Annotated in this window: 15 protein-coding genes; 6 read left to right on the plus strand and 9 right to left on the minus strand. The window is 63.2% G+C overall.

Annotated features, from left to right (window positions below):
- Positions 1 to 78: 78 nt before the first annotated feature.
- The 6 genes from ACX3O0_RS03280 to ACX3O0_RS03305 all read right to left on the minus strand — a co-directional run bounded on the left by ACX3O0_RS03280 (position 79) and on the right by ACX3O0_RS03305 (position 7,632).
- A complete protein-coding gene (locus ACX3O0_RS03280; protein WP_459106791.1) occupies positions 79 to 1,281 on the minus strand; it encodes a cytochrome P450 in 1,203 nt (400 codons plus the stop codon).
- Positions 1,282 to 1,354: 73 nt separating this feature from the next.
- Positions 1,355 to 2,590, minus strand: a complete 1,236-nt coding sequence (locus ACX3O0_RS03285; RefSeq protein ID WP_459106792.1) for a cytochrome P450 — start codon at positions 2,588 to 2,590, stop codon at positions 1,355 to 1,357.
- A 110-nt stretch (positions 2,591 to 2,700) separates the two neighbouring features.
- Positions 2,701 to 3,738, minus strand: a complete 1,038-nt coding sequence (locus ACX3O0_RS03290) for an ABC transporter substrate-binding protein (RefSeq protein ID WP_459106793.1) — start codon at positions 3,736 to 3,738, stop codon at positions 2,701 to 2,703.
- 30 nt (positions 3,739 to 3,768) lie between these two features.
- Positions 3,769 to 4,638 carry an MBL fold metallo-hydrolase gene (locus ACX3O0_RS03295; RefSeq protein WP_459106794.1) on the minus strand — a complete coding sequence of 290 codons (870 nt, stop codon included), beginning with the start codon at positions 4,636 to 4,638 and terminating at the stop codon, positions 3,769 to 3,771.
- Position 4,639: 1 nt separating this feature from the next.
- Positions 4,640 to 6,430: an ABC transporter permease gene (locus ACX3O0_RS03300; RefSeq protein ID WP_459106795.1), complete on the minus strand. Its 1,791-nt coding sequence runs from the start codon at positions 6,428 to 6,430 to the stop codon at positions 4,640 to 4,642.
- Positions 6,427 to 7,632 carry an ABC transporter ATP-binding protein gene (locus ACX3O0_RS03305; protein ID WP_459106796.1) on the minus strand — a complete coding sequence of 402 codons (1,206 nt, stop codon included), beginning with the start codon at positions 7,630 to 7,632 and terminating at the stop codon, positions 6,427 to 6,429. Before ACX3O0_RS03305 ends, ACX3O0_RS03300 begins: the two co-directional genes overlap by 4 nt.
- 328 nt (positions 7,633 to 7,960) lie before the next feature.
- On the opposite strand from ACX3O0_RS03305, the gene ACX3O0_RS03310 reads away from it, so the two are divergent.
- Positions 7,961 to 8,899, plus strand: a complete 939-nt coding sequence (locus ACX3O0_RS03310) for a PaaX family transcriptional regulator (RefSeq protein WP_459106797.1) — start codon at positions 7,961 to 7,963, stop codon at positions 8,897 to 8,899.
- Between the two features lie 424 nt (positions 8,900 to 9,323).
- Here the strand turns inward: ACX3O0_RS03310 and ACX3O0_RS03315 are convergent, their stop codons facing one another.
- Entirely contained in the window at positions 9,324 to 9,665 is a 342-nt protein-coding gene (locus tag ACX3O0_RS03315) for a hypothetical protein (RefSeq protein ID WP_459106798.1), read from the minus strand.
- Between the two features lie 17 nt (positions 9,666 to 9,682).
- Between ACX3O0_RS03315 and ACX3O0_RS03320 the strand changes: the two genes are divergently transcribed.
- Together ACX3O0_RS03320 and ACX3O0_RS03325 are read left to right on the plus strand one after the other, a co-directional pair.
- Entirely contained in the window at positions 9,683 to 10,375 is a 693-nt protein-coding gene (locus tag ACX3O0_RS03320; protein ID WP_459106799.1) for an ATP-binding cassette domain-containing protein, read from the plus strand.
- Between the two features lie 133 nt (positions 10,376 to 10,508).
- Entirely contained in the window at positions 10,509 to 10,826 is a 318-nt protein-coding gene (locus ACX3O0_RS03325) for a hypothetical protein (protein WP_459106800.1), read from the plus strand.
- Between the two features lie 426 nt (positions 10,827 to 11,252).
- Here the strand turns inward: ACX3O0_RS03325 and ACX3O0_RS03330 are convergent, their stop codons facing one another.
- Together ACX3O0_RS03330 and ACX3O0_RS03335 are read right to left on the minus strand one after the other, a co-directional pair.
- Positions 11,253 to 12,470, minus strand: a complete 1,218-nt coding sequence (locus ACX3O0_RS03330; protein ID WP_459106801.1) for an FAD-dependent oxidoreductase — start codon at positions 12,468 to 12,470, stop codon at positions 11,253 to 11,255.
- Positions 12,467 to 13,090 carry a PadR family transcriptional regulator gene (locus ACX3O0_RS03335; protein ID WP_459106802.1) on the minus strand — a complete coding sequence of 208 codons (624 nt, stop codon included), beginning with the start codon at positions 13,088 to 13,090 and terminating at the stop codon, positions 12,467 to 12,469. Before ACX3O0_RS03335 ends, ACX3O0_RS03330 begins: the two co-directional genes overlap by 4 nt.
- A gap of 101 nt (positions 13,091 to 13,191) precedes the next feature.
- On the opposite strand from ACX3O0_RS03335, the gene ACX3O0_RS03340 reads away from it, so the two are divergent.
- The 3 genes from ACX3O0_RS03340 to ACX3O0_RS03350 all read left to right on the plus strand — a co-directional run bounded on the left by ACX3O0_RS03340 (position 13,192) and on the right by ACX3O0_RS03350 (position 15,293).
- A complete protein-coding gene (locus ACX3O0_RS03340; protein WP_459106803.1) occupies positions 13,192 to 13,941 on the plus strand; it encodes a DUF1353 domain-containing protein in 750 nt (249 codons plus the stop codon).
- A 235-nt stretch (positions 13,942 to 14,176) separates the two neighbouring features.
- Positions 14,177 to 14,518, plus strand: coding sequence for a hypothetical protein (locus ACX3O0_RS03345; protein ID WP_459090965.1), 342 nt, complete (start codon positions 14,177 to 14,179; stop codon positions 14,516 to 14,518).
- 127 nt (positions 14,519 to 14,645) lie between these two features.
- Positions 14,646 to 15,293, plus strand: coding sequence for a protein-L-isoaspartate(D-aspartate) O-methyltransferase (locus ACX3O0_RS03350; protein ID WP_459090967.1), 648 nt, complete (start codon positions 14,646 to 14,648; stop codon positions 15,291 to 15,293).
- Positions 15,294 to 15,296: the final 3 nt, after the last annotated feature.

Below are 15,296 nucleotides of genomic sequence, written 5' to 3' on the forward strand. Positions count from 1 at the left end.
ACAATAGGTGAGGAGTCGAACCAGCCTGGGGCGATAGCTCGTCCGATCTATTATCAGACCAAGCGCGAGGCCCGGTGGTCACGCCGCTGTTACCCGGAGGGGCACTGCCTGGGCGCCGACTTCGGGCATGCGCGTAGTTTCTATCTCTCCCGCGAGTTCAATGGAGGTGGTGCGGGCGAGCAGCTCCTCCAGGCCGATGCGCAGGCTGAGGCGAGCGAGGGCCATGCCGACACAGCGGTGGCGGCCCCGGCCGAAGCCGAGGTGCTGCATGATGTTCTCGCGGTCGAGGATGAACTCGTCGGGGTTGGGGAACATGCGCTCGTCGCGATTGGCCGAAGCGTAAACCAGCGTGACCGGTTCGCCAGGGTTGATCGTGCGCCCGTGCAACTCGACAGGCTCGCTCACGGTGCGGGCGAAGCCGCGGTAGGGCGTGTACAGCCGCACGAATTCCTCGATCGCCGCCGGGAGGAGATGCGGATTCGCGCGAAGACGGTCCTGCAGCTCGGGGTCACGCGCGAGGTGGATGCAGATGCCGCCGAAGAGGATGGGCGGTGCGACCATGCCCACTACGAGCGATTGACGCAGTGCTCCCACCACAAGCTCTTCCTCGAGCGGCTCGCCATCGACTCGCTCGCTCAAGAGAGAGCTCGCAGGGTCTAGCTCCGGGTCACGAGGGTTTGCTTTGCGGTCGGCGACGAGAGCGCGGGCCATGTCATACATTTCGTTGCTCTTGGAGGTGACGAGTTCGCCGTCTTGTTTGCGCCAAGCGTCCACCCAGGTACTGGCAACGTCGGCCAGCTTGTAGACGTCCGGGATGTCGAGGTTGAGCCACTCGGCTGCGGTAAACGCGGGGTAGATCGTGCCGAAGCCTTGGCAGATGTCGCTCGTGCCGGCGTCGATGAACGGAGTGATCTCGCGGGCTGCGTGTTCGCGCAGGCGTGGCGCGATTCGCTCCAGCCGCGAATGATGAAGCGTGCGGTCGAGTGCGCGGCGAAAGGGGTTATGCGCGGGGGCATCGAAGTTGAGCGGTGGCCGCCGGATGCCACGGGGGTCGCTCGGTACGACGGCCTTGACCGAGGAGATGAAGAGCTCGGAATCCTTGGCCGCGGCCGCGACATCATCGAAGCCGGTGAGTGCCCAGAAACCGCCATACTCGTTGGAGTGGGCAACTGGGCACTTCGAGCGCATCTCTCGGTACATCTCGTGCGGGCTGTCGAAGGTCTCGGGGGCACGAGCATCGAAGTCGTCGCTGCGTTCGTGATCCTGACGGGGTGCGTTCATGGAGTCCTCCGAGCTAGCGCACAGATCGTGGTGTTGGCGAAGCGTCTTTTGGGGTGATTGACGGTCAGGATATTCAGGCGCGGACGAAGTCAACAGGCATAGAGCGGGTGCCCCATTCGGCCCATATAGCCATTTCGGGGTCGCCTCCCGCGGTGAAGCTGGTGCTGCGGGCGAGGGCTTCTTCGAGGGTGATGCGCATCATCATGCGGGCGAGGGGCGCGCCGGGGCAGCTGTGGGTGCCGCGGCCGAAGGAGATGTGTTTGGCAATGTTGGGGCGGTTGAGTAGGAATTCCTCGCCCTGGGGAAAGACGGATTCGTCGCGGTTGGCGGAGGTATAGACCAGTGCGATGGGGTCGTCTTTGCGGATGAGTTGGCCGCCGAGCATGACGTCTTCTCGGGCGGTGCGGGCCATGCCGCGGTAGGGGGAGTAGAGGCGCAGGAACTCTTCGATGGCGGCAGGGATGAGGGAGGGGTCGTCGCGGAGCTGGTCCTGGAGTTGTGGGTCTCGACTGAGATGAACGAACATGTTGCCAATGAAGACGCTGGGGGCGACCATGCCGGTAACGATGAGTTGTCTCACGCAGCCGAGGATCATGGCCTCGGGGAGAGGCTGTCCGTCGGGGCGGGCTGCAAGGAGGGCGGCGGTGAGGTCCTCTTCCGGGTCATAGCGGCCGGCGACGCGGTCATCGATGATCGTTTGGGCGATCTCATAGAGCTTGGCGCTGAGGCTCTTGACGACGTCGTGGTCGAGAATCTGGATGGCGTCGACGTAGGTGCCGGTGACCGACTTGATCAGTTCGGATGTTTCGACATCCAGGTTGAAGAAGTCGGCGAAGACATAGGCGGGGAAGCGGTGGGCGTATTGCATGCACACATCGACCCAGCCGGCTCCCATCAGGGGATCGAGAAGGGCCGCGGCGGAACTACGCACGCTCTCCTCGAGGGCTCTCATCCTGGGTGGGGTAAAGGCCTTGTTGATGACACGGCGGTACTCGTTGTGCTCTGGCGGGTCGAGGTGGAGGGGTGGGCGCACGCCAGTGAAGGTGAACTTGGGAATCGCGTTCTGCTTTGAGGTGGTGAAATGATCGATGTCAGTGATGACACTGAGCACCTCGTCGTAGCCGAGGGCGGCCCAGAACCCACCATATTCCTGACTGCGGGCCACCGGGCATTTCGCGCGGAGCTCGTGAAACTCCTCATGGGCGCTCGTGAATGTCTCGTCGGCTCGTACCGGGTCAAAGTCGTGATCGGCACGCCGACCCTCTTCTGTCACGTCGTCGGCAGCGGCGGCGGAAAATGGACAGGTCACAGTGGACTCCCTCGTGGCGGATATTGTGTGCGGTGGCGGTGGCGGTGGCGGTGGCGGCCAGGTCGGGTTGGCCGGATCTCGAGTGAGGCCCGGCCAACCCTGGCGTGGGTCTAGCCGACGCCGAGGAGGGTGTTGATTGTGGTCTTGACCTTATCGGCGATCGGGGTCGGACGCACCCAGCCGTCGACCATGTTCTTGCCGTAAGGCGAAGAGGCTCCCGACTCCTCCGAGAGCACGTCGCTGCCTTCCTTCGTCAAAACGTAGTGCGCGAAGAGCTTTGCGGCATTCGGGTGAGGGCTGTCGGCGGAGAGACCGAGGGCGATCTCGGGACCGGTTGTCGGCCCGAGCAGGGCGGCCTCAACGGGGGCGCCCGATGCCTTGAGCGTCTCAACGATGGCCAACACGCCGGGGTGCGCGAGGTCGCCCTCGCCGGCCGCGACACCTTGAGTGGTATTGACGGCGCTATTCATCCAAGTGGGCTTGTTGTCGGCGATCCCGGAGAGAAAATCCTCGCCATAGGTGTCGAGCATGAGCGACCAGAATGCGAGGTTCGCAGGCGAACTGGCCGGCTCGGCAAAGAGAAGCTTGCCCTCGTACTTGGGCTTCGCGTACTCCTCCCAGCTGGTCGGCTCGGTCGTGACATTGTCGGTGTTGTAAACGAGCTGTGTCGGAACCATGCTGACGATGGCGGTCGCACCATCGTTCTCGATGTATTCGCTGGGGAAGTCGGCCGGGAACCCAGGAATCTCTGCATCCGTCAACGAGGTGAGCCAACCCTTATCAAGGGCGTCCGCGAAGAAGGGGGAGTGGGTCAGCAGGATCGCGTCGGCAACGATTGCCCCGGCGGAGGCCTCGGAAGAGTAGCGTTGCGAGAGGTCGGATGAGACGAGACGCAGCGTGTTGACGGCGATGCCGTACTTCTCGGTAAACGCCGAGCCGAGCGCACGAAGGACCCGCTCGTCGGGGATGCCGTAGAGGGTTAGCGTACCTTCGGCCTTGGCCGCGTCGATGAGTTCCTGCAGCGCTGGGTCGTCATTGCTCGTGGTGTCCCCGGATGTTGGCGAGTCGGGGGTGCCAGCGCTGCACCCGCCGAGCATGAGTGCCGCAGCGATGAATCCTGCGGCTAGTGCTGATTTGCGGATCTTCATTGATTGCCTCCTTGTGTGATGATTTGGCTGTTACTGGGTGGTCGGGGTGAAGGGAAGGGTGAAGCGCATCAGGTCTTGGCCCAGGATGACCGTTCCGTCGTAGTGGCGGCGGATCGGTCCGAGCCAGTCGGATTCGTCGAAGCCGATGCCAGGAACCTTGTGGCTCAGCACCAGTGCGGCCGACTTCGACGAGGCAGCAACCTCGCCGATGTCGTAGATGCTGGTGTGCGAGTTGAGAAGGTGGGCCTTGAGTTTGTCCCAGTCAGTGTTCATGCGCATCTCGGCGAGGGGCCTGATGAGGTCGGGATGGATGACCTCGTGAATCAACAGATCGGCGTGCTGAGCAAGTGCGATCAGGTTGCGGCTGGGGGCGGTGTCGCCCGAGACCACTACTGAATAGCCTTCAGGGGAGTCGAGTCGGTACCCGAGCGCGGGAAACACCGGGGGGTGGTCGACGAGGGTGGTGCTCAGCCGGAGGCCGCCCAGCTCGATCCCCGATTCGCTGCCATCGAGCTCGGTTACCTCGATGAGGTTCCGGAGGTCATGCCGACCCTCGTCGGCGATGCGAATCTCGATGTCGTAGCTATTGGCTTCGATGCTGTGCTCGGTGAGGTGCCGCAGCGGTCTGGGGCCGTAGACCCGGAGTGGGGTCGACTTGCCGTGCGCCCAGGCCGCCATGACCACGCTGCCGAGACTCACATTGTGGTCGGAGTGGTGGTGAGTGATAAGGATATCGGTGAGGTCTGAAGGGTCGATGCCTGCCCTCATGAGCTGCTGCGGCACCCCTTGACCGGCGTCGATCAGTACGACGCGGTCGCCGTGAATGACGACCTGCCCCGGACCGCAATGAGTGCCCGAGAGCCGAGGGCCCCCCTTCGTTCCGAGCAGGATCACCTCCACGTCAGCCTACCTTCGTCGTGATGCCGAATTTGGACTTGTGTCGGGTGTAGGCCAGCACCAGGGTCAACACCGTGCCCGTGATGATCACAAGCACCGTCGAGAGCGAGGCGAGCAGCGCATACGAGCCGCCGTTGAATACTTCCAGGATGCGGAACCCGACGACCGGGTTGCCGGTGCCCGCGAGGATCGCCGAGGCCGTGAGGTCTCCGACCATGCGGATGAAGAGCAGGGCCCACCCCGCCACGAGGCCGGGGATCATGAGAGGCAACTGAATGCGGTAGAAGGTGCGGAAAGGGTTTGCCCCTGACACTGCGGACGCCTCGGGCAGCTCCTTGCCCACCCCGCTGACCGCGGCATCCGCTGCAATGGATGCTTGGGGTAGATAGAGGGCGAGGTAGCCGATCAGCAGGATCAACAGGGTGCCCGAGAGGTGGAAGGGGGCGGCAGCGAGGAGGAGCAGTATCCCGACCGCGATCACCATGTTCGAGACGGCCGCGGGCATCTTGATGCCCAGGTCGAGCATGCGGGCGAACGCAGTGCGCTTGCGTGCGACATAGAGCGCGACGAGTGCGGCTGCGACGATTCCGATGAGCCCGCCCCCGATGCCCAGACCCAGACTGTTGATGAGCGCCTGCCGGGTGAGGAAGTCGTCGATAACGGCAACCCGGAGGGCGTCGAAGCTGAGGCTGTCCCAACCAATCTTGGGCGTCCAGTATCCGTTGAGGGAGACCAGTACGAGAGCGAGCATCGGCAGCAGCGTCGAGGTTATGACGTAACCGAGCATGACCAGGCGCAGGGGCCACTTCCAGCCGCCGAGCCTGGTCGTCACCGAGCGGGAGCCTTTGCCACTCATTGTCGCGAAGCGGCCCTTGCGCAAGATGCGCACCTGGAGCATGTAGGCGAAGCCCACGAAGAGCACCACGAATCCGCTCAGCCCGACAGCGACATCGGTGTCGGGCGGGTAAGTGAAGGTGAGGAGCTTCACGATTCGTACCGAGAGCACATCGATACCGGCAGGCGTGCCGATGATGGATGGGATTGAGAACATGCCGAAGCCGAACCAGACGCACAGCAGGAGTCCGGCTCCGATGCCGGGTGCCACGGCAGGGAGAGTCACCTTGAAGAGGGTGCGCAGCGCGCCGGCACCGCTCAGACGGGAGGCTTCCTCGAGGCTCGCATCGAAGTTACGCAGGCTTGCCGCTGCGTTCATATAGATGAAGGGCACCGCGTAGAACGCGAAGACCATGATGAGGCCGTACCACGAGTTGATATCGAAGGGCCCGGTCTCAAGATGGATGCCGAAGAAGCCGAGCACCTCGCGGCCCCAGGCGTTGAGCAGTCCGGCGCGAGGCGCGAGGAGCATTGTCCAGCCCACAGCGCCGGCGACGGGGGGCAACAGAAACGGCAATAGGGGGAGAGCGTCGCTGAGGGGGCCCATTCGAGCGTCTGTCCGCTCATTCAGCCAGGCGAGGCCGACACCGATCACCAGTGCCACGATGGTGCTGCCGGCAACCACGATGAGGGTGTTGAGAATGAGCGAGCCGAGGTCTGGCAACGCGAGGGTGCGCATGATCGGCTCGATGGTGAAGGCGCCTCCGACCCAGAACATGCCAATGAGAACCCGGCCCAGTGGGATCACAACGATGCCTACGAGAAGAAGCCCGATAACAATCGTCACCGTGTCGAAGAGGCTGAACGATTTTCCGCGCCAGCGCGGTCCACGCCGCGCCGGTTTCCGCGGCGGCGTGGTCAGCATCGAGGGCGACGCCGGAGTCGAGACGGTATGTGTCATCGGATCGGGTCCGGCACAGCGGGCGTGGCATCGTGAGCCGGCAAGACCCGGATATCCTCGGCGGGAACTCCCACCCAGCTCTCGGTTTTAGGCGCGAAGTTCTCGTAGCGGGGGCTCCACAGTCGTGCCTTCATGTCGCCGGAGTGCACGAGGTATTCGGTGTGGGACCCTACAAACATCGAGGCCTCGACCGTGACCTGCCACCGGTTGGCGATGGAGGGCTCGGTGGTGCTCAGCGTTCCCTGTTCAGGGCGCCAGAGGGCGACGGCTTGATCGCCGACACGAAGCCCGGCACTGAGATCGTTTGAGCTCAGCCGTCCGTGCGCGGTGTCGAGCACCAGGTGGCTGGAGCCGATCTCGGCGACGACCCCCTCAACTTCGTTGATAGCTCCGATGAACTTGGCGACGTACCGTGTGGCGGGCTTGGCGTAGATCTCCTGGGGAGTGCCGAACTGGGCGATGCGACCCGCGTCGACGACAGCGATGCGCGTGGCCAGCTCCATGGCTTCTGTCTGATCGTGCGTCACGAAGAGAGCCGAGAATCCGAGCTCTCGCTGCATTGAAACGAGCTCGAGGCGCAGTTGCTCGCGCACTTTCGCATCGACATTGGAGAGCGGCTCGTCAAAGAGAATGAGTTCATCGTTGTTGACGAGGGCGCGCGCGAGAGCCACGCGTTGCTGCTGGCCGCCACTCATCTGGCCGGGGTACTGCGCCTCAAGCTCGGGAATACCCACCTGGGTGAGTGCGGCGCGCACCCGACGGGCCACCTCTTCCTTCGAGATGCGGCGTCCCTTTCGGCTGTAGAGCGGGTACGCGATGTTCTTGAAAACCGTCATGTGTGGCCACAGAGCGTATGACTGGAAGATCATGCTGATGCCACGGCGTTCCGGTGGCTCTGCGATGCCGCGCTCGTGATCGAAGCAAGTGCGGCCGGAGATGTCGATCTGGCCTTCGTCGGGAGTTTCGAGTCCCGCGATGGCGCGGAGCAGTGTCGTCTTTCCGCAGCCGCTGGGGCCGAGAAGCACGATGAACTCGCCCGGGCTCACCTGAAACGAGACGTTGTCGATCGCCGTGACGATGGTGCCGTCTTCGCGTTTGAAGTGCTTGCGCAACCGGCTGACCTCGACGACGGGGGGAAGCGTCGCGTCGGCCGGGTTGGAACCAGCCGAGCCGGAGTGTGCCTTCGTTGCCGTGCGGATCATGCTGCTTCTCCGCGCCCTGACGCGATGAACCCGGGGTTCGATGCGGTGCCGCTCAAATCTGATGCGGTGTGCACGAGTGGGACGTGAAGGGACATGTCGTGTATCTCCATTGATAGGCGCCGTGCGGGTGGTGCGTTCCCCGCGAAAGCAAATCACTGGGCTTCACGAAGAGTAACGACCGTTCATCTGATAGTCAACTAACTAGCATTCGTGATGCTGCACGAATCGGCGGTAACGGATGACGCGATGCCCGGCATGTTCGTGTTTCAGCGAAGCGTTTAGTAGCACCTCGCGTTCTAGGCGGGCTCAATCTCGATATGCTCTGTTCGTGCTAATCGAAGATGATGTGCAGGATCACTCGGGCTCCACCATGGGAGAAACAGGGGCCATGTCGGCAAATGGACAGCATCCTCAGCATCTGCTTCTCACCCTGCTCGGCGACTACTGGATCGCGGACGGAGCGGTGGTTCCATCGGGAGCGTTGGTCGATCTCCTCGGTGAATTTGGAGTCAGCACTGCTAGCGCCCGTGCCGCGTTGAGTCGACTATCTGCGCGCGGCATGCTCCTGTCGACGAAGTCAGGGCGAAGAACTTTCTACGAGCTGACCCCTCATGCTCGCCAGATGTTGATCACCGGACTGGACCGCATTCTGTCGTTCGGCACCGAGCCACGTGAGTGGGATGGGCAGTGGACCTACGTGGCGTTCTCTGTGCCGGAGAATCAGCGCAGCATCCGGCACCAACTTCGGATTCGCTTGCGCTGGCTTGGCTTTGCTCCCCTATACGACGGACTCTGGGTTTCGGCCCGTCCGCTCGCCAATGAGGTCAAGGCAGTTCTCGACAAGATGCAGGTATCTGCTGCGACAGTACTGGTGGGCCGTGATTGCGCCACGGGCACAGAGTATGGTCATCCGATTGACGCGTGGGATCTGACGGAAGTGCGCAAACGGTATCGGCAGTTCATCGAGCGAATCGAGCCGATTAGACAACGTCTCTCTGCCGGGACTGTTTCGCCGGCCGAGGCATTGCTCGCGCGAACCCGCGTGATGGACGAATGGCGCACGATGCCGAGCATCGACCCCGAGCTTCCGCAGTCCCTCCTGCCAGAGGAGTGGCCTCGGGATGATGCCCGCCGCATCTTTACGAGCGTCTACGACGGCCTCGGGGAGTCAGCGATGGTGCGTGTGCGGCAGATCGTGGCGGCACACTCACCCGAGCTCGCCGACAGTGTCAGCATGCACGTTAGTTCGGTCTCGAGTCGCGTGTAAATGAATCACCGGGTTAGGGAGACGATTTCGTTCCCCCTCACTCGCTGGGCCACAATCGAGCCACCGCGCCGTTTGGAGGATTTCCACATCTGTGGGTCACGTCCCGTGAAGTGGTGTAAATCTCGGCTGGTGAGCGGCGGGGAATCCTTCAACGCCGGTGGACCTCCTGCAGTTCCTCGCCACCTGCCACTGAGGCGAAGGTGTGGAGTTGGGTGGCGATGAATCCGTCAACGCCGATTGGCCTGCTGCGACACCTCGCTACTGACGATCACGCGTGGGTGCGGCACTGGGTGGCAAGATGAATGCCAGCGTGAGCCAGGCTGAAGAGTGTCTGCGGCCGGCCTTCCGCGGCCGGGACTCGCCGGAGGATACGACGTTGTGACTGTTGCAGTCGGAATCGGTGCCTTCATTGTGTCGTTGCTTATCAGCTACGAGCTGTTCGAGGGCTAAGAGACTTGCCTTCGTGATCGCCGAACCGTTCGAGCAGCCGGTCAGCATCGGCCGCAATGCTTCGGCGCATGTTCACAGGTCCGGTCATCTTGACCGCCTGGCTGTACGGGACCAACGGCATAGCGCTCGGCTCGCTCATCGGGGTCCTGCTGTACGTGTGCCAGATCGACGCCCCGTTCGACACCGTCCTGCTCTGGCTCGAATCGCTGCAAAGCGGCATCGCATCCTTTGCCCGCGTCGAAGGCCTCGCCGCCGCAGGCATCACGACCTCAACACAGGCGACCGAAACACCATCCGGATCAGGCGTCACCGCCATGAGCGTCTCCTTCGCCTATGAACACGGACCAACCGTGCTCCACGGGATCGACATCGACATCCAACCCGGCGAGAACCTCGTCATCGTCGGAGCCTCCGGTGCAGGGAAGTCGACCCCTCGCCCGTCTCCTGGTCGGCTTCGAAGAACCAACCACCGGCTCGGTCACCCTCGGCGGCATCGAAGCGTCCACTCTCCCCGCCGAAATCCGCCGCTCCCACGTCGCGCTCGTCACCCAGGAACAGCACCTCTTCCACGACACCATCCGCACCAACCTTCTCCTCGCCCAACCGACCGCCACCGGTGACGAACTCCACGAAGCGATAAGCGCTGTCGGGGCGCACTGGCTGGGCAACCTTCCCGACGGCCTCGACACGATCGTCGGCGCAGACAATGAGCTCTCGGGCGCGCATGCACAACAACTCGCACTCGCTCGCGTGCTCCTCGCCAACCCGCAGACCGTCGTACTCGACGAAGCGACATCCCTCCTCACCCCCGGATCCGCAAGCGACATCGAACGATCGCTGCGGTCAGTGCTGAAGGGCCGCACCGTGATCACCATCGCACACCGGCTCTCCACCGCACAGGACGCGGATCGCATCGCCGTCATGGACAAAGGCAGGATCCGCGAACTCGGCGGCCACGACGAACTCCTGCACCGAAACGGACGGTACGCGCAACTCTGGCGTGCCTGGCAGGCGGGTCTGCCTTAGTCTTCCTGGTTCCGCGGTCCCAACTAGTTACCACCAGTCCAAGAACCGAGAGATCACAGCATATTGATGCCCCGGTCGCATCGTCTGTCGGTGCAATGGGATACACGGGCGGGTTGCCGCGCACATATTGGGCATGACTGTAGTCCTCGATCTAGCGGCCCCTGACCTTGCCCTCGTTGCCGAGGCAGCGCCCGAACCGTTCCAGTTCGCCTGGGCGCAGAACTTCGATGGCTCCCGTGAATGGCCGCTCCGGTCGTGGGCGCAAATGGATCACCTCGCGGCAGGTCTCGGGCGCAGCTGGGAGACGGCGTTCCTGATCGTCCGCAACACCAGTGTGCCCCGCACCGCTCAGCTGTTCGGCTCCGCAGCCGAATGCGTTGTTGAGCTTCTCGACGGGTGGAACGTGTCGAGAGCCGGCCAGGTCGGCGGGGCAAGCCTGTCACGCTCATAGGCGCTCACAACCTCACCGTCAGAGCCACCGAGTCTGAACACCCTCCTGCGACTCTTCCTCACCGGGGAGCTGGGCACTGCGTCGGTACTTGAGACCAACAACAACGCGAAACAACGCGAAATCAGGCTGAGCCGCACCGGACGCTAACCGCCGCAAACGACAATGAACACGGGCTCTTCAGCCCGAATTGCCCCGGTTTTCGAACTAAAGACGTCCAACAGGGGGTCAGGGGTTCGAATCCCCTTGGATCCACCAAACAAGGAATGGCTCGGCACGGAGTGTCGGGCCATTCTTCATTTAATGTGTCAGTGATTCGAGGAGGAGTGAGGGCGGAGCCCGATCGACGGAGTCCCCTTGGATCCACCGCGGATGCCCCGTAATCTTTGAGATTGCGGGGCTTTTTCGTTCGCCAAGAACGGCCCTGACTCACGGCAGCGGACTTTCAACGGTTGTGCGCTGCCCCCAGTCGAGGTGGTGGTCATAGATCTCGCGGGAGCTCTTGGTGTCTGCGGTAGCCCGCAACACCACCGGCAGGATCGCGTCGCGCAGCCTGCGGCCGAGGGGTCCGGGAGCCTTGTTGTTGTTGATTCGCGCTGCCGCCTTGACCATCTTCTCGACGCGCGGACGCCGGACCCGCTCGAACGTGGCGAAAGCCTTCTGGGGCGACTCTTCGTCCCGAAGGGTCTTGGCCAGCACGACGGCGTCTTCGATCGAGAGCGAAGCACCCTGTCCGGAGGTGGGGGATGGCGCGTGGGCTGCATCGCCGAGCACGATCATCCGGTCGGAGTGCCACCGGGGCAGCGACGGAAGCGTGTGAATAGCCGTCATCGGGGCGAACCCGTCGGTTGCCTCGATCAGTTGGAGTGCCGGTCCGGCATCATCGCGAAAGAGACCAGTGAATCGGCTCCGCCAATCGTCCGTGCTGATCGACTCCAGTTCACCGCGTGTCGGCTCGCGTCGTTGCGGAACATTGACGAACCACCAGACTTCGCCGTCTGGTGCCGTGGCGTAGCCGAAGAAAGCCCGCTTGCCGAAGATCATTTCGTAGCTTCCCGGCGCGGCCGATACTTTGACGCCGCGCGCGTACCCGCCGGTGGTGAGTAGTCCGCTGTAAGACGGTTTCGGCGCATCCGGGTCGATGATTCGTCTGACTGTCGAGTGGATGCCGTCAGCGCCGATAAGGATATCGGCCTCCTCCAGTGTGCCGTCGGCGAATTCTGCTCGCACACCATCCCGGGTGACGTGAGCGGCTATAAGTCGTTTGCCATGCCGAATCACGATGCCCCGACCCAGTGCTTCGTCATTCAACGCTCGGCCGAGGGCTTCCCGCTGCACGGTTCGGCTGATTGTGTCGTCCGCCAGCCTCCCGCCCGTCGGTGCGACCCCGAGCGCCATTCCGGTGTGGGAGCGGAGTGTGATCGCGGGCGTCGGGAAGCCGACCGCCGCGGGGCGGGAGTCTGCGTCTATGGCGCGGAGAGCGTCGATGCCGTTGGTCGCGAGCGTGAGCATGATTCCGCGCTCCGCTGCGGTTTCCTGCCGCGCCTCGAAGACCGTCGCCCGGATGCCGGCCTTCTGCAGGGCGATCGCAGTGGCCGGGCCGGCGATCCCGCCTCCGATTATGAGTGCGGTTCGCACCTGGGTCATGTTGCATTCCTTTCCTGAATGTCCGGATCGATCAGCGGCACTTCCCCGGACGACGCCCACTCGGGGCTGGCGATCTTCTGGATCAGGGAGCCGATGAACTCGCTCTCGGCCTTGAGCAGGGCAATGCGATACTCGTCCTCGACCAGGAAGATCGGATGCACGCCGCCAGCGACGGTAGCTGCGATCTGCTCAGCAAGCGCCGCCGCTTCGGCCTTATTCCCTGCCTGTCGGCGGCGCAGCGAGGTGACGGCGTCATCCACCTCCAGAATCGCCACGAGGGAGAGCGCGGCAGCCAGCGATGGGTACTCGGCTGGAGGGTTCTCGATGAGGTCGCGCAACCAGGTTCGAGTTTCGACACGACCGGCATCCGTCAGTTCGTACATCGTGTGCTCCGGGAGGTTGCCGGTACGACCAGTACCGGCTGGCACGATGAACTCCGCATTGAGCAACTGCTTCACCACGCCGTACAAAGCCCCGTAGCTCAGTTTGAACGCCTTTGCCGCGTCATTGTCCTTCAGCTGCCGATACAGCTCGTAGGCGTGCATTGGGCGCTGCGTGAGATAAGACAGCACCGCAAGGCCGAGGACGTTCTTGCGCGCTGAGGAACTGGGATTCGCCATGGAGCCAGAATAGTCAGCGAAAACTAGTTTTACAAGATTAGTTCTCGAATGATGTGCCCCGACCGGGCTATCATCGTCGGCACGACGGGTTAGGAGTTCGGATGCCGTTCATTGACGAGGGTGGCGAACCGCTCAGGGTGATTCCGCTGACGCAGGCACCTGCCACCGGCCACTACTTCCAATTGGTTCGACCGATCGGGTTCCGCGAGGTCGACTCCAGCGAGACCCATTGGGTTCCCGCACACATCCCGGCCACCCACCCTGGGCAGGGCAATCGCACGGACCTGGCATCCGTTCCCTGGCTGTTTCGCGCCTTCATTGCGTCGTATGGCCGCCAGAGCGCTCCCGCCATCATGCATGACCATCGCCGTGGGGTGACCAGCCGGCTGGGGTCGGCGGATGCGTTCTCGCATGCGGAAGAAGATGATCGCCTGTTCCGGGTGGGGTTGCGCCATCAGAAGGTTCCGCTGCTCCGCTCCTGGCTGATGTGGGCGACGGTCTCGGTGGAGGCTTATTTGCTCTATGCCCGGTCCCGCGCCTGTGCATTGATTCTGCAGGCCGTTCTCGGGCTCGCCGTCATCTACGCTTCCGTCGTGCTGTCGTTCGGCTCACCGCTCTGGCTGCTCGGCGTTGCGCTGCCGGCGATCGCAGCCATCGCCTGGGGTCGCCGTTACGTTCTCCTGCTCTGGTTGAGCTACGGTTTCGCCCTGCTGGCGCCCCTGGTGCTGCTCCAGCTCTGCTCACTTGCACCGTACTGGCTGGCCGAACTGCTGGTTCGCGAAGTCATCGACCGTCCGTTCATAGACCCGGAGCCCGGGCCTGTCGCGGTGCCGTTCGGACGCGCGCCCTGAGCGACAGGTACAGGGTTCGGAGAGCGCTAGAAGTCGGCTTTCGTAGCCGGTCAACTTTTGAGTATTGCCCCCGTTCGGGGGGTGGGGCTATCATCGCCTCACCTGATTCATGAACCGGCCGGAAACGGCCGTGTTCACTTGGCGACCGCCACGCTTCCCTTAGGACGGTACCGAGTGCCCTGAACCGATGGCCCAGCCCTCTCGGTTTCGTCTTACCCCACAGAAGGGCACGGAAATGAAGAAACTACTAGCGGCAAGTGCCATTGCCTGTATCGCGACCGTCGGCATCAGCGCGCCTGTCGCCGCAAGCCCAGAATCCGCGAGTATGAACCACGAAACATATTGGGAGACATCCACAACTGACTGCACGAAAGTGGAGTTCGCAGACGGTGTCACGTCATTCTCGCTGCCTTCTCAGTATGGCCTGACCTACACGATGCTGGTATTGAAGGCGGGCAGCGGCGATTCCGCCAACGATGTCATTGGATGGCCGGCTTCCGATTACGACTACTACCACCAAACCGGTAAGGGGCTCAGTCACGCCATTTACTGCACCATGGAGGAACCGCCTAGCTGAGCCTGCGTCGTCGTCCACAACCATGAGGACCCGGCCACGGGTGTTGCAGTTGCACCCGTGAATGCCGGGCCCCGCGGTTCCTGTGGCCCGTCCATAGGACTCTCAGGCACGGGAGAAAGACTTCGGCATGGACGAATTCGAGGCCAGCCGCAATGTGATGGTCGAGACCCAATTGGCTGCCCGTGGCATCCGCGACCGTCGGGTGCTGGAAGCCATGCGCACGGTTCCCCGCCACCTCTTCGTGCCGCCTGACCAGACGGACTACGCGTACGACGACCGCCCCCTGCCGATCGGGAGCGGACAGACCATCTCGCAGCCGTACATCGTGGCGTTCATGGCCGAGCAGGCTCGGATTGGCCCGGATGCGCGCGTGCTCGAGATTGGCACCGGTTCCGGGTATGCGGCGGCCGTGCTCGGGGCCCTTGCCGCGCAGGTTTACACCATTGAGCGGCATCCCGAGCTGGCAGACGCTGCGCGAACGAGGTTGGCAGATTCCGGCGCGACCAACGTAGACATCGTTGTCGGGGACGGCACACGAGGGCTGCCCGCCGAGGCGCCCTTCGACGCCATCCTCGCCACCGCGTCGGGTCCGGATGTTCCGAGACCGCTCATCGAACAGCTCACGGTGGGTGGGCGCCTGGTCATACCGGTGGAGCGCCGGTTCGGCCATCAACAGTTGATGGTCGTCGAACGGACGGAGGACGGCTATGAAGAAGACGCTGTGCTCGGTGTGGCGTTCGTTCCGCTCATCGGCGAATATGGACATCCGGAATAACGT

The organism is Homoserinimonas sp. A447 (assembly GCF_054489325.1).